15 protein-coding genes are annotated in these 13,756 nt (G+C 61.1%); 6 read left to right on the top strand and 9 right to left on the bottom strand.

Annotation, left to right across the window (positions count from 1 at the left end; all coding sequences use genetic code 11):
* Window positions 1–93 precede the first annotated feature (93 nt).
* Window positions 94–1,317, top strand: a complete 1,224-nt coding sequence (locus tag VF629_RS20155) for an ABC transporter permease (RefSeq protein WP_331060307.1) — start codon at window positions 94–96, stop codon at window positions 1,315–1,317.
* A 185-nt stretch (window positions 1,318–1,502) separates the two neighbouring features.
* Here the strand turns inward: VF629_RS20155 and VF629_RS20150 are convergent, their stop codons facing one another.
* Complete coding sequence (locus VF629_RS20150; protein ID WP_331060306.1) at window positions 1,503–2,192, bottom strand: peptidoglycan DD-metalloendopeptidase family protein; 690 nt, start codon at window positions 2,190–2,192, stop codon at window positions 1,503–1,505.
* Between the two features lie 219 nt (window positions 2,193–2,411).
* Between VF629_RS20150 and VF629_RS20145 the strand changes: the two genes are divergently transcribed.
* Both VF629_RS20145 and VF629_RS20140 read left to right on the top strand, forming a co-directional pair.
* Window positions 2,412–3,515 (top strand): ferredoxin--NADP reductase, encoded by a 1,104-nt coding sequence (locus tag VF629_RS20145; protein ID WP_331060305.1) that lies wholly within the window; start codon window positions 2,412–2,414, stop codon window positions 3,513–3,515.
* 278 nt (window positions 3,516–3,793) lie between these two features.
* Window positions 3,794–5,536, top strand: coding sequence for a M3 family oligoendopeptidase (locus tag VF629_RS20140; protein ID WP_331060304.1), 1,743 nt, complete (start codon window positions 3,794–3,796; stop codon window positions 5,534–5,536).
* A 69-nt stretch (window positions 5,537–5,605) separates the two neighbouring features.
* Here VF629_RS20140 and VF629_RS20135 read toward each other — a convergent pair whose 3' ends face one another.
* The 8 genes from VF629_RS20135 to VF629_RS20100 all read right to left on the bottom strand — a co-directional run bounded on the left by VF629_RS20135 (window position 5,606) and on the right by VF629_RS20100 (window position 10,785).
* A complete protein-coding gene (locus VF629_RS20135; protein ID WP_331060303.1) occupies window positions 5,606–5,779 on the bottom strand; it encodes a hypothetical protein in 174 nt (57 codons plus the stop codon).
* 166 nt (window positions 5,780–5,945) lie between these two features.
* A complete protein-coding gene (locus tag VF629_RS20130; RefSeq protein ID WP_331060302.1) occupies window positions 5,946–6,314 on the bottom strand; it encodes a hypothetical protein in 369 nt (122 codons plus the stop codon).
* An 80-nt stretch (window positions 6,315–6,394) separates the two neighbouring features.
* Entirely contained in the window at window positions 6,395–7,015 is a 621-nt protein-coding gene (locus VF629_RS20125; protein WP_331060301.1) for a hypothetical protein, read from the bottom strand.
* Window positions 7,016–7,055: 40 nt separating this feature from the next.
* Window positions 7,056–7,541 carry a 1,2-phenylacetyl-CoA epoxidase subunit PaaD gene (gene paaD, locus VF629_RS20120; protein WP_331060300.1) on the bottom strand — a complete coding sequence of 162 codons (486 nt, stop codon included), beginning with the start codon at window positions 7,539–7,541 and terminating at the stop codon, window positions 7,056–7,058.
* 11 nt (window positions 7,542–7,552) lie between these two features.
* Window positions 7,553–8,341 (bottom strand): 1,2-phenylacetyl-CoA epoxidase subunit PaaC, encoded by a 789-nt coding sequence (paaC, locus tag VF629_RS20115; RefSeq protein ID WP_331060299.1) that lies wholly within the window; start codon window positions 8,339–8,341, stop codon window positions 7,553–7,555.
* Between the two features lie 56 nt (window positions 8,342–8,397).
* Window positions 8,398–9,081, bottom strand: coding sequence for a phenylacetic acid degradation b (locus VF629_RS20110; protein ID WP_331060298.1), 684 nt, complete (start codon window positions 9,079–9,081; stop codon window positions 8,398–8,400).
* A 24-nt stretch (window positions 9,082–9,105) separates the two neighbouring features.
* Window positions 9,106–10,098, bottom strand: coding sequence for a 1,2-phenylacetyl-CoA epoxidase subunit PaaA (gene paaA / locus VF629_RS20105; RefSeq protein WP_331060297.1), 993 nt, complete (start codon window positions 10,096–10,098; stop codon window positions 9,106–9,108).
* A 93-nt stretch (window positions 10,099–10,191) separates the two neighbouring features.
* Entirely contained in the window at window positions 10,192–10,785 is a 594-nt protein-coding gene (locus tag VF629_RS20100; protein ID WP_331060296.1) for a TetR/AcrR family transcriptional regulator, read from the bottom strand.
* 582 nt (window positions 10,786–11,367) lie between these two features.
* Between VF629_RS20100 and thiL the strand changes: the two genes are divergently transcribed.
* The 3 genes from thiL (at window position 11,368) to VF629_RS20085 (ending at window position 13,609) form a co-directional block, all read left to right on the top strand.
* Window positions 11,368–12,396: a thiamine-phosphate kinase gene (gene thiL, locus VF629_RS20095; protein ID WP_331060295.1), complete on the top strand. Its 1,029-nt coding sequence runs from the start codon at window positions 11,368–11,370 to the stop codon at window positions 12,394–12,396.
* 138 nt (window positions 12,397–12,534) lie between these two features.
* Complete coding sequence (locus VF629_RS20090) at window positions 12,535–13,032, top strand: YMGG-like glycine zipper-containing protein (protein WP_331060294.1); 498 nt, start codon at window positions 12,535–12,537, stop codon at window positions 13,030–13,032.
* Between the two features lie 124 nt (window positions 13,033–13,156).
* Window positions 13,157–13,609 (top strand): nuclear transport factor 2 family protein, encoded by a 453-nt coding sequence (locus VF629_RS20085; RefSeq protein ID WP_331060293.1) that lies wholly within the window; start codon window positions 13,157–13,159, stop codon window positions 13,607–13,609.
* The last annotated feature ends 147 nt before the right edge of the window (window positions 13,610–13,756 follow it).

Here is a 13,756-nt window from a genome sequence, read left to right as displayed (position 1 = left end):
GGCCAGAAAAACGAGGCTGCAGCGTGCAGCGCCGGCAAAGCGGGGCGGTGGTGCGGCCGGTACCCGTTCAAAACGTAGCTTTACGGTCGAATAATGAATGTCGCCCGCTACATTTCGCAGAAGATTGACGGCGGAGCCGATTCCGGCTCCTTTACGTCGTCGGTCACAAAAATAGCCATCATCAGCATAGCCATGGGGTTGGCGGTGATGGTGGTGTCCTTTGCCATCCTGCAAGGGTTTCGGAACGAGATTCAAAACAAAATTTTCTCGTTTGGCGCGCACCTGCAAATCTCGCGCTACGACACCAATAATTCGCTGGAGGTGGCCCCCATTGCCGGCCCCTCCCTGGTAGCGCAGCTGCACGATTTCCCCGAAGTGAAGTCGACGCAGCCGTTCGCCGTGAAAACCGCCATCATCAAAACCAAGGACGAGGTGCTCGGCGTGGTGCTGAAAGGAATTGCCGAAACCGACGGCCGCTCGCCCATGCGCGAGAACCTGGTGGCCGGCAAGTTCATGAGCTTCCCCGACTCGGCGGCCGGCGAAGACGTGCTGCTTTCCCGCAAAGTGGCTGATAAGCTGCGGCTGAACGTGGGCGACAAGGCCCTGTTCTACTTCATCCAGAACCCGCCGCGCATTCGCCAATTTCGGGTCAGCGGCATCTATTCCACGGGCTTGGATGAGTTTGACGAGGTGTACGTCATCGGCGACATCCGCCAGATTCGGGAGCTGAACTCGCCGGCGTGGCCCGACTCCCTGGTGGGCGGCATGGAAGTGGTGCTGAAAGACTTCCAAACGCTCGACCGCACCGCCGACAGCTTCTACGAGCAGCTGCCCTACGACCTCAAGATTGACAAAATCACGGACCAGTACGCCCAGCTATTCGATTGGCTGCAACTGCTCAACCGCAACGTCATCATCTTCTTAATTCTCATCATCTTCGTTGCCACCTTCAACATGGTGGCCACCATTTTCATCATGATTCTGGAGCGCACCAACATGATTGGGGTGCTGAAGGCTCTGGGCGCCACCGACAACCAAATTCGGCGCATGTTCTTCTTTCGGGGCCTGTCGCTCACGGTGCGCGGCATGCTCATTGGCAATGTGATTGCCGTGGGCTTCTGCGCCGTGCAGTACTTCTTCCACGTCATTCCCCTCGACCCCGAGAACTACTACATGGACCGCGTGCCCATCTCCTGGGACCCCAGAATGCTGATTTTGATGAACGTCGCCACCTTCGCCGCTTCGTTGTTAGCCGTGCTGATTCCAACCTACCTCATCGCCCGCATCAAGCCGGTGGTAGCCATCAAGTTCGACTAATGTCTGAACCACGGATTCCTGCGAATTGGTCGGATTGCACGGATTTTGTGGACGATTCCTCCTCCTTTAGATGCCAGAAAGGCCACCCGTTCGGGTGGCCTTTGGCGTTTTAACCAATGTTCGGTATTGCCCCAGTGCCGTCCACAAAATCCGTGCAATCCGACCAATCCGCAGGAATCCGTGGTTCAGAGGTATTTCGATTGCAGCACCAGATTCGGGTCGGGGCACAGGGCGGCCCAAATGGCCCGTTCGCTGGGCCGGGCCACCCCGGGAAAGTCGCCCACGCGGCCTTGCAGGTCGGTAATGAGCTGGAAATGCAGGTGCGGCGGCCAGTCGCCGTTTTCGGGATAGGGGCCGACAGTGGCGAAAGCCTGCCCTTTTTCCAGCTTTTGACCCACGTACAGCGCCGTCCACTCTTTGCGGCTCAGGTGGCCGTAGAGGCTGTAGAACGTGGTGCCTTCGAGCTCGTGCTCCAGAATGACGGTGATGCCGTAATCGCCAAAATTGGCGTTGTCGGCCAGGCTGTGCACCACGGCGGGCAGAGGCGCCAGCAGAGGAGTGCCCGCCGCAATCCATACGTCTATGCCCAGGTGCAACGACCGGGCTTCTTCCACCTGGCCGGGGCCAAAGTGCTGGCTGCGGCGGTAGATGACGCGGTTTTCGAGGTAGCCGCCCACGCCGATGGTCGCCTGCTCGCGCGCCAGCATCTCGTTCACGATGACTTCGAAGGCCGCCGTGTCGCGCAGGTCGGCTTCCGCCACCAGGGCATTGTTGTCGGTAAGGTCGAGGCGAATGACGTCGGGGCCGTTGAGGTCGACGGGCAATACGGGGCCAAAAGCGAGTTGGTGACGGTGCAGGAGAGCGGCTAAAGACATGAAAAACCAGGGTCGACGGAAAAATGCGGGCGCGGCCCAACCAGTGGCAGCAAGTTGCTGTTTAGCGACCGGCACGGGCGCGGCGGCAAGTTACCTTTGCGGCGCAGGCCACGGCGCTTTGCGGCCGAGTTTGTTCACTTTTTTGTCATTCCTACCGTTTAGCAACCTGCCAGGCCCTGTGCCTACGTAGACGTTAAATTCCCTCCCTTTTACCCCCGCATGAGTTACCATACCCTCACCGTTGTTGCGCTGACCCAGGAAACCGCCGATTCTGTCACCATTCACCTGGAGCGGCCCGACCGGGCGCCCATTGCCAGCCGGCCAGGCCAGTTCCTGACCCTGATTGTGCCCTGCGGGGCCGGCGGCAAAAAAGAACGGCGCGCCTACTCGCTCAGCAGCACGCCCCACGAGGCCCCGCGCCTGTCCGTGACGGTGAAGCGGGTGCCGGGCGGCCTGGTGAGCAACTATTTGCTCGACACGGTGGCGGTAGGGCAGGAGATTGAAGTAATGGAACCCCTTGGCAATTTCACCCTCAGCCCCAGCCCGAAGGCCGCTCGCTCGCTGGTGCTCATCGGGGCGGGCTCCGGCATCACGCCGCTCATGTCCATCCTGAAAGCCGTGGTGAACACCGAGCCCAACAGCCACGTGCTGCTCATTTACGGCAACCGCAACGAGGAGTCGGTGATTTTTCAACAGCAGCTCGCCGACCTCGAAACCCGCACCAACGGCCGCGTGCAAGTGGAGCACGTGTACAGCCAGCCCCTCAAGGCGGGCGGCGCGCACCGCCACACCGGCCGCCTCAACCGCACCATGCTGCTGCGCATTCTGGAGCAGCGCCACCAGTTTCCGGCCGAGCAGGCCGAGTACTTCCTCTGCGGCCCGGAAGGCATGATGGCCGAAGCCCGCGCCGCCCTCGACCTCTTGAAAGTGCCCGACGCCCGCATCCGGCGCGAGAGCTTCGTGGCCAGCGCCGACACGGCCGAGGTGGCCTCGGCCCAACCCAACGGCCACGGCGACGTGTCGGACAACCCTGCCGATGATACCAAAGCTACCCGCAGCGTCACCATTCAGTACGAAGGCAGCGACTACATTATCGAGGTGCCCGCCGGCAAAACCATCCTCGAAACGGCCCTCGACCAAGACATCGACTTGCCGTATTCCTGCCAGGCGGGCCTGTGCACCGCCTGCCGTGGCAAGTGCCTGAGCGGCAAAGTGCACCTCGACGAGCGCGAAGGATTGTCCGATTCGGAGATGAAGCAGGGCTATGTGCTAACTTGTGTGGGCCACCCCATGACGGACGACGTCGTGATTGAAATTGGGTAAGCGCTTCCGGGCGCGGCCCTTGCCCACCGGCTCGGGCATGGCGCGGCAGAAAAAAGTTAAAATGTTATTAAAAGACAACATCAACCGGACTTTTCGAGTCTTCCCATTGCTCCTGCCATTTCCATTCAAGCTGTTTCGGTAAGCCCAACCGGTGCGGGTACCTTTTCCTCTTAATACCCGGTGCTGGCCGATTGAATCGTTCAGTGCGGCTGTGAGTGGCTAAAGCAGAGGCTGCTGGCACGTCAACACCTACGGGTATTTACCTTATCATTGTCTTCATGATGCTACTTGCTGAACCTACCGCCGAGTCGGCCACGGATACGAGCCGACCCCCGCGGCACTACCTGCCCGAAGATTTCACCGTGACCGACTGGGCGGCCATCGAGCCGTTTTTCCAGGAATTGCAGCACCGGCCCGTGCACACCGCCGCCGAACTGGAACGTTGGCTGCTTGACCGCTCCGAGCTGGAAGCCGTGCTCAGCGAAGACCTGGCCTGGCGCTACATTCGCATGACCTGCGACACCCAAGACGCCACCCGCGCCGAAGCCTTCCAGTACTTCGTGAACGAAGTGGAGCCCCAAGTTGCGCCCTACGACCACGCCCTCAACGAGAAAATGCTGGCCTCACCCCACCTCGGCGGGCTGGACGAGCGCCGCTACGGCGTGTTCCTGCGCTCGGTGCGCCGGGCTTCGGAGATTTACCGCGTCGAGAACATCCCGCTCAAAACCGACATCAGCACCAAGCAGCAGCAGTACGCCGCCACGGTGGGCGCCATGAACGTGACCCTGGATGGCCAGGAGCTGACCCTGCCCCAGGCCGCCGACCGCCTCAAGAACCCCGACCGCGCCGTGCGCGAAACGGCCTACCGCGCCATCCAGCAGCGCCGCATCCAGGACGCGGGCTCGCTCGATAAGCTGTTCACCGAGCTGGTAAGCCTGCGCCACCAAGTGGCCCTGAACGCCGGATTTGCCAACTTCCGCGACTACATGTTTGCCGCCCTGGGCCGGTTCGACTACACCCCGCAGGACTGCTTCGCCTTCCACCGCGCCATCCGCGAGACGGTGGTGCCCCTCATCGACGACTTCGACCTGGAGCGCCGCCAAGACCTGAACCTGCCCGCCCTGCGCCCCTGGGACCTCGACGTGGACCCCAGCGGCCAGCCGCCGCTGCGGCCTTTCGGCACCGGCGAAGAGCTGCTCGACAAGACCATCACCGTCTTCCAGAACCTCGATTCCTACCTCGGCGACTGCCTGCGCACCATGCGCCAGATGGGCCACCTCGACCTGGAAAGCCGCAAGGGCAAGGCCCCCGGCGGCTACAACTACCCCCTGGACGAAACGGGCGTCCCCTTCATCTTCATGAACGCCACCAGCTCGCTGCGCGACGTGGTAACCATGCTGCACGAAGGCGGCCACGCCGTGCACAGCTTCCTCACCCGCGGCCTGCCGCTGGGCGCCGACAAGCACCCGCCGTCCGAAGTGGCCGAGCTGGCCTCCATGAGCATGGAGCTCATGAGCATGGACCAGTGGCACGTGTTCTTCCCCAACGAAGACGACCTGCGCCGGGCCAAGAAAACGCATCTGGAAAGCGTGCTGGAAACTTTCCCCTGGGTGGCCACCATCGACAAGTTTCAGCACTGGGTGTACGAAAACCCGACCCACACCGAAGCCGAGCGCCACAAGTGCTGGTCCGACATTTTCGACGAGTTCAACCAACGCACCGTGGACTGGACGGGCCTTGAGAACTTCAAGCCCTACCTCTGGCAAAAGCAGCTGCACCTCTACGAAGTGCCGTTCTATTACATCGAGTACGCCATGGCCCAGCTGGGGGCCATTGCCGTGTGGCGCAACTACCGCCAGAACCCGGCCGAGGGCTTGGCGGCCTACAAGCGCGCGTTGGCGCTGGGCTACACTGCCCCCATCGGCCAGATTTACGCCGCTGCCGGCATTCGTTTCGACTTCAGCACCGAGTACCTGCGCGCCCTGGCCGACTTCGTGCGCGAGGAAATGGCGGCGTTGTAAACGCTTGCTTTCCCAAACAAAAACGGCCGGCAAGTATGCCGGCCGTTTTTGTTTGGGGTGAGGTTTGGGCTACGAATTGCCGCTTGGTGCAGGAGGGGTGGGGCAACGGTCTTGCTGCTTGGATTTGGACGACGAAGGCTTAGGGTCGTCTTCTTTGCAGTCTTCGCCACACGAGGCGAGCGCGAGGCTGGCGAGCAACAGCGCCGGCAATAGCCGACGGAAAAAGGTAGTCGAGGTGTGCATGGGGCGAAGAACGAATGGGTTGAGGATGAGAATTTGTTAGTGTAAGATACACAAATACTCGTTCATTCCAAGCTCGTCTTCATATTTAATGGCTAATGCTCAGCTGCTTACTGCGGACCTTGCCCCATGGCAAGCCTATGCAACAACGAGCGGTGAGAATGGCTGTTTACTCGTTGCCACAGCGCAACACCTGCTGTTCCAAGCAAGAAAGCGACACGTAGTTGACGTTATTCTCGCCACTGGTAGGCTTTGAGGCGGGCTCGTAACTCACGCGTAGCACTTGCCCGTCTACCTGCTTAGGCAGATACGCTTCCCAGACTTTTCCGGTGGGCCGAATGCGGGTGCCGTCGCTCAGCTCCAAGGTGGTGTGCTGGGTGGGGCACATGGTGGTCAGGCCGTAGCAGAAGCGCACCGTAGCTGTGGTGGCGCAGGGCTCGTCTGGGGCTACTTCTTCCTGGCCGTTGCAGGCACTGAGGCCAAAGGTGGCTGCCAGGCCCAGACGGGCAAACGTGTGCAGAGCGAAAAGGTGACGCATAGGGTTGGTGGGGTTGGGGTGATGGTCTTACGGCGTTGACCGGTACCTTCCCCGCGGGGTTGCACCCCCACCAACGCAACTTACGGCACCTGCACCGTGAACAGCGGCAGGGGCTGCAAGGACGCGTATTTGCCCCCCAACGACTGCACTTCCGGCTGGTGCAGCTTCAGGTAGTCGTTGTACTGGCGGGCGGCGCGGTCGTACTGCACCCGGAAGCCCACTACGCCGGCGTCGAGCTGCTGCAGGCCCTCCACGAAGTTGCGGGCATTTTCCGTGGGCGCGTTGCCGTTGGGTGCCGCCACGGGGTAAAGGGCGTGCAGCAGGGAGTCCTGGGCGGCGTCGTACTGGTCAATTAGCTCCGAAGTGGCCATGGTTTGCTGGGTGTAGCGGCGCGCTTTGAGGCGGGCATTGGCGCGCTCCAGGCCTTGAAGCTGGGCGGGGTTCATGCCGGGTTTGCCGTTCAATTCGCGCAGCAGCAGCCGGGTCACGCCAATTTTCTGGTCGTCACTCTCCGTCATGTTGCGCCATTTCACGTCCACGGAATCCCGCAAAATGTCGAGTTGAGCTTTCACCGCAGCGGCCGAAGCTGGATTGGAAGAAGGTGTTTTGGCGCCGTCGCGCTTGCAGGAAGCCGCGCAGGCAGTCAGCGCCAACAGGGCAATAACCACCGATTTGGCGGGGGAAACAAAGAATTTGCTCATGCGGAAAAAACACAAAAGGAAGCCAGCAGGTTCGGCAAAGCTACACCGGTTTGAACTGCTCGAACAGCTGTCGGCAGTCGTGGCAATAGTGCACGGCGCGGCACAGCGTAGCCCCAAACGGCGTGCGCAGCTCTGTATTGTTGCCGTGGCAATTGGGGCACTCCGCGTATTCCAGAAAATCGAGGTCGAGCACCTGGTTGCCGAGCACCGGCGGCGGCGACAGCTTGTGCTGGCGCAAAGCCTGCCGCCCCGCCTCGGTCAGCATGTCCGACGTCCACGCCTCGCGCATGCTGATGTCCACTTCCACCGAGGGCACGCCGTGGGCCAGCAGAGTGCGCTCTACGTCGCGCTTCATGTAGTCCATGGCCGGGCACCCCGCAAACGTGGGCGTGAGGTGCACCCGCACGGCTCCCGTGGCCTCGTCCACCTCCACGCCCCGCACCACGCCCAAGTCAATGAGCGAAATGGTGGGAATCTCGGGGTCCTTCACGGCTTGCAGCCAGTCGAGGATTTGGGCTTTGTCCATGATGCAAGGGCCTACCAATCAGCCGTAGGGTCCAGCCGAAATACCTCGGCCATTTCATCCAGCAGCGGCTGCAGGTGCTCGGTGTGCTGCCCGTGCCGGCCTCCCGTCACGGGAGTGAGTGTGGCCAGGTCCGGCATTTCCAGCGCCGTTTGGTTCAGCACCTTGCTGATACTTTCCAGCCAGCGGCCGCGCAGCTCGTCCTCGCCAATAAACAGGCCCGAGCTAATGATTTCCGCCTCGGCGTCTGTCTTCTCAAAAACGCCCAGGGCGTAGGGGAGGGTGAAATTGAGCGAGCGCTGCATCCGTTCAATGGCCTCGTCGGTGGCGGTTCCCAGGCGCTTCATCCACGTGTTGGCGTGAAGGGCGTGGTATTTCAACTCGCCGCGCAGCTTGCGGGCTACTTGGGCCAGCGGCTCGTAGCTGCTGCCGGCCAGCGCCTCGAATCGCAGCAGCTCGGCGTGGTCGAACAGGAAATGGCGGGTCAGGCTGAAGTCGTACTCGCCAATGGGCAGCTCCACCAGCTGGCAGCAGTGGAACTGCGGCGCATTGCGGGTGAAGGCCACGGTGTCGGGCTCGGCTTCGCCCAGCTCGTGCAGCAGCGTGTACAGCGTCAGGCTGTGGCCTAGTTTGTCCTGGGCCATGCTCGAAAAGGCAATGTCTTCTTCCAGAATCGGCCCCAGGCCGTTCCATTCCGAGTTGCGGTGGCCCAGGATGAGCTGGTCATCGGCCAGGCGGTATAGCAGGTCGAGTTTCGGGTCTTGGGGACTTGGGGACTGAGGGACTTGGGAATCGGGAAACATAGCGGCGATGTTGAAAAAAAGGGGAGTGAGGGGCCGGAGGCAGGAGAGCCAAGCCCCTAAGTCCCCAAGTTCCCAAGACCCGCTGATTTAAATTTTTCAATGCGGTCCTGCACTTTGTAGGCGATGGCGTCGCGGTACTTTTTATCCGGCGTGGTGGCCCAGATGTCGCGGTCCTCGTCGTTGGAGCGCAGGAAGTCGGCGGCGCGCACGGCCCACACATTCACCACCGGGCGCTGCTCGCCGAACACGGCCTTGGCCACCTGCAGCGCCTTGGCGGCCGAAGCAGCGCGCACCTTACCCACGTGCTGGTGGGCTTTGCCGCGCTTTTTGAGGTGAAAAATGTCGTAGTCCTCTTCGCCCGCGGCATAAGCGGCTTCCTCGGCGGCGGTATCGTCGGCCGGTTCCGCAAGCGCGGCACCGCCTGACTTCGGAACCAACGGCAAGGTGTCATAGGCCGACTCTTGGTCGCCCACGTAGGCCGTCACCGTAATGGCCGCGGTCGGCACTACCCACAGGCCCGTGCAGGCAAAACGCCGGCTGTACTGCTCCTTGGCAAACAGAAAAGCCACGTCGGCTTCCGGCGCGTGCACCGGCCCGACGTACACAAACGGCGCGCCTTCCTTCTTCTGGTGAAACACCTCGTAAGTGCCGAACTGGTCGAGCGCGTCTTTAGCGGCAACAGTGGCGGGCGTATCGGGCAGCCCCAGCCGGTTCATGCGCGGGTCGTGGGAATTAATCATGACGCCAGATGAGGATGACAAAAATTAGGCTAACGGTTTTACGTACTGCGTTTTGGGCGTGAGTAGGGCGCGGCGCACCCAAGCCCCGTTTTCTTCGGCCGCGCGGCGTACGGCAATGCGTTCGGCGTTGCAGGGACCGTCGCCATTAATCACGCGCTTGAAGTCTTCCCAGTCGGGCTCGGTGAATTCCCACTGGCCGGTTTCCTCGTTTTTGCGCAGGTTGGGGTCGGGCAAGGTCAGGCCGATTTCCCAGATTTTGGGCACGTACATGTCCAGGAATTGGTTGCGGCATTCGTCGTTGCTGGCCATTTTTACCTTCCAGCGCATCAGGATTTCGGTGTGCACCGACATCTTATCCGAAGGGCCGAAGAAGGTCATGATGGCCGGCCACCAGCGGTTGAGGGCCTCCTGCATCATCTTGCGCTGAATGGGCGTGCCGGTGGCCATGTGCACCACGGCGTCGTGCCCGTACTTCAGGTGAAAAGCTTCTTCGGCACAAATCCGGTCAAGGGCACGGCAATACGGGCCGTAGCTGCCCTTGGCGTTGGCCAGCTGGTTGACGATGGCGCCGGCATCAATCAGCCAGGAAATGACGTTCGAGTCAGCCCAAGTAGGCGTGGGGTAATTGAATACGTTAGAGTATTTGCTCTTGCCGTTGATGAGGTCGGTGAGCATTTGCTCGCGGGTTTTGCCCAGGGTCTCGGCCGCCGAGTACAGCAACTGCGCGTGGCCCACTTCGTCCTGCACCTTGGCCATCTGGGCCATTTTGCGGCGGAAGCCCGGCGCCCGCGTAATCCAGGTGCCCTCGGGCAGCGAGCCGATGATTTCGGAGTGCGCGTGCTGCTCAATCATGCGGGTGAGCTGCTTGCGGTAGAGGGCCGGCATCCAGTCGCCCGGCTCAATCTTTTCGCCCCGCCCGATGCGGGCCTCAAACTCGGCCAACAGAATGGGGTCTTCGTTTTCCAGGCCGGTGGCGGCAGTGGTCGGCAGGTCGTGGGTGCTGGCGGAACCGTACATGATACAATAGGTGAATGAGTGAATGGAAGAATGAGTGAGTAGGCGTCGGGGAAGAGAGTGAAAAATATTCACTTATTCGCCCCATTCGCTCATTCACCCAGTGAAAATGAGCCCTCCCAGTAGTTGGTCGGCCAGGCGATGGGCTATTTCTTCGGGGGTCAGCCGGCCGTCGGGGCGGTACCAGCTCGGCAGCCAGTTGAGGCTGGCCAGCAGCGTAAGCGCGGCAAAGGCAGCATCGGGCGCGTGCAGTTCGCCGGCGGCGATGCCCCGCTGGATGAGGCCGCGGAAACTGGCTTCGTAACGGTCGCGCAACGCCAGAAACTCGGTGCGGGCCGGCTCGCTCAGGTGGCGCCATTCGTGCAGAAACACGGTTGAGGCCGCACTGTCCTGGGTGAGCACCCGCACGTGGGCTTCAATGGCCTGGCGCAGCTGCGTCGTAATGGAGGCTTCCGTCGCTTCGGTGGCCGCCGCAAAGGCGGCAAAAAAAGTTTCGGCCAAGCCAAAGCACACCCGGTGCAGAATTTCTTCCTTGGACTTAATGTGCGAATACAAGCTGCCAGCCTCTAGGCCCAGCGCAGTGGCAAGCTCGCGCATGCTGGTGGCCGCAAAACCCCGCGACCGAAACAAGGCCGTGGCGGTACGGTCAATCTGCGCTTTGCGAGGACGGAGGGAGGCAGCAGTGGACATTGGCAGTAGCAAAGATATACTTGCTAACGCTCGTTAGCAAATTAAGGTTGCAGGAATATGGCGGCTCCTACTGCCTGACTGATTGTTGGTAGTCATGCGATTAACCGGGGCTGGTTTGCGGCTGGTCTGGGATGTCAAAAGCTGGCTAAAGTTGTCGGTTGCTATCCGGTTGGCTGGCGCTTAAGGCACTGAGCTGCTCTTTTTGAGTGTGACGAAGAAGGGGCGGGAGACTACGTTTTCGCTCTCCTGGGGTAGAAACGCCTACTTGCGTCTTGTCGGCCGCGCCGTTTGGGTTCCGTAAGTGTCATCGTTCGACGACGAGACGCAAGTAGGCGTCTCTACTCTGTTCTGATGTTAGCTAGGGCGTGTGGCCAGTGAAGTGAGCAAAAAGCCCTTCCTGCTAAGCGGAATCGGAGCTTCTTGCCTGCGAGGCGTCTCATTCCTGCCGGGTCGTACTCGGCAGGGGCAAGGGTGAAACGTGTGTACACGAACTGCTGCACACTTCCCTGCTTATTCTACGGGCGTACTTTTGCGGCCCGGCCAACGTAGCTGGCCCTACTCCATTCATTTGTTTCATTGATTATGGCTAACCTGACGCCTCTTACCGCCATTGGCGAATTTGCCCTCATCCGACGTTTGCAGGAAGGCACCAGCACGCGCCAGCCTGGCACAGTGCTCGGCATCGGCGACGACGCGGCCATTATTGCCCCCACGCCGGGTAATGAGGTGGTGATGACCACTGACCTGCTGGTGGAGGGCATTCATTTTGACTTATCGTTTTGCCCCTTGCGCCACTTGGGCTACAAAGCCATTGCCGTGAACGTGTCGGACGTGGCGGCCATGAACGCGCTGCCCACGCAACTGGTGGTGGGCGTGTCGGCGGGGACGCGCTTTACCGTGGAGGCCATTGAGGAGCTGTACGCGGGCATGCGCCTGGCCTGCGAGGCTTACAACGTGGACCTGGTGGGCGGCGACACCACCGCCAGCCGCGGCGGCCTCACGCTGGCCGTGACCGTGCTGGGCGAGGCACCGGCCGGCCAGGCGGTGCGCCGCAGCGGGGGCAAGCCCACCGACTTGCTCTGCGTGACCGGCGACCTGGGCGGCGCGTTTCTGGGCCTGCAAGTGCTGGAACGCGAAAAGCAAGCCTTCCTGGCCGACCCCGAAATGCAGCCCGAACTGGCCAACTACGAATACGTGGTGCAGCGCCAACTCCGCCCCGAAGCCCGGCTCGACATTGTGCACGAGCTGCGGGAGCGCGGCATCCGGCCCACCAGCATGATTGATATTTCGGACGGGTTGGCGTCGGAAGTGCTGCATTTGTGCGCCGCCAGCGGCACCGGGGCCCGGGTGTTTACCGAGTTTCTGCCCCTGGCCAACCCGTCGCTGGAAGCCGCCGCAGAATTCAACCTCGACCCCATCACCTGTGCCCTCAACGGAGGCGAAGACTACGAGCTGCTCTTCACCGTGCCGGTGACCGACCACGACAAACTCAAGAACCACCCCGACATCACCATCATCGGCCACCTCACCGAAAAGGCAGACGGTGCCAATTTGGTGACCAAGGCCGGCCAGGCTGTGCCGTTGCAGGCACAGGGTTGGACGAGTTTTTAACCCGGTTCGTCGGGCTGCGGCCAACTTTGGATAAGCGCCACCGTTAGGATGGCCAACAGGATGGGGTTGATGGCACGCTAATTGTCTTTCCAACCAGCACAGCCGATTCCATCCGTTCAATTTATCAACTTTCACGTCATGAAAAAGCTCCCATATATCCTCAGCCTGTTGGTGCTGCTCAGCGCCTTTTTCAGCACTCCTTCGGTTCAGGCCCAGGACCGCAAAGGCTGGAGCCCGCAAGCCAAAGGCGCCGTAATCGGCGGTCTGGGCGGGGCCGCCGCCGGTGCCATCATCAACAAGCGCAACCGCCCCGTGGGCGGTATTGTCGGCGGCGTGGCCGGTGGCGCCATCGGCTACGGTGTGGGCAAACACATCGACAACAAGCAGAAGGAGCGGGCCCGCATTGCGGCCGCCAACCGCGCCGCCGCTGCCCGCGAAGCTGAGTACCGCCGCGCCATTGCCCGTGCCAACGCCAGCAAAAAGTCCAACGCTGCCAGCGCCCAAGCCACGGCCATGCCGGTTAACAGCCTAGTAGCTTCGAACGCGGCCTCCAGCGCCGCCTATTTGCCCAACGACGCTTACGGCAACGCTGCGCATCCTTACGGGACTTCGGAGTACCGTCGCAAGAGCTGGTAATTGCCCGAAACGCTTGACTGCTAAGCCCCGGGCCTCGTGCTCGGGGTTTATGCATTCTGGGCTGTATAGCACTACTTGCTGAAGCCGAATACTTTTACTTTCTTTTTACCTTTTCTTTCGAATCATGAAAGCCCTCCTGTATAGTTTGCTCGTGGCCGCTACGCTTACTTCTTGCACCAAAGCGGACGAAGCGGTGAACATTCAGAGCCTCAACCAAGAGTTTATTGGTGCTTGGAACAACAAAGACTCCGGCAAAGTCAGCAACCTGCTCGCCGAAGACGTGAGCTTCGTGCAAGGCAGCGTGCACTGGAAAGGCAAGGGCGAAGTTTCCCAGAAATGGGTGAACGAGACCATGCCCACTATTAGCAGCTTAAAAACCAGCGTAGTAAGCTCCTCCACCGACGCCAACACCGCCTACGAAGCCGGTACGTTCTCGGTCGACGTGTTGCCCCCCGCGCCCGGCCAGCCCGGCAGCATCGGCGAAGGCAACTACATCTTCCTTTGGAAAAAAGGCGCCGACAAAGCCTGGAAACTCAGCTACGCGCAGCTGGAAGACCTGCCAGTTCGGACTCGTTAATAAAGCTGCGCCGCCAGCCGGGCCGCTTACTCAGAAGACACGCTAGCACGTAAAACCAGAACGTCATGCTCATCTGGTGTCCGCGCAGCCGAAGCATCTCGACTGTGTAGCTAATCCTGTCGATTGGATTACTACCATACGCGAGAT

This window comes from Hymenobacter sp. (assembly GCF_036388155.1).
Taxonomy (GTDB): Bacteria; Bacteroidota; Bacteroidia; order Cytophagales; family Hymenobacteraceae; genus Hymenobacter.
Note: the sequence above shows the minus strand (reverse complement) of the source record. Positions and strands in the feature narration are given on the sequence as shown.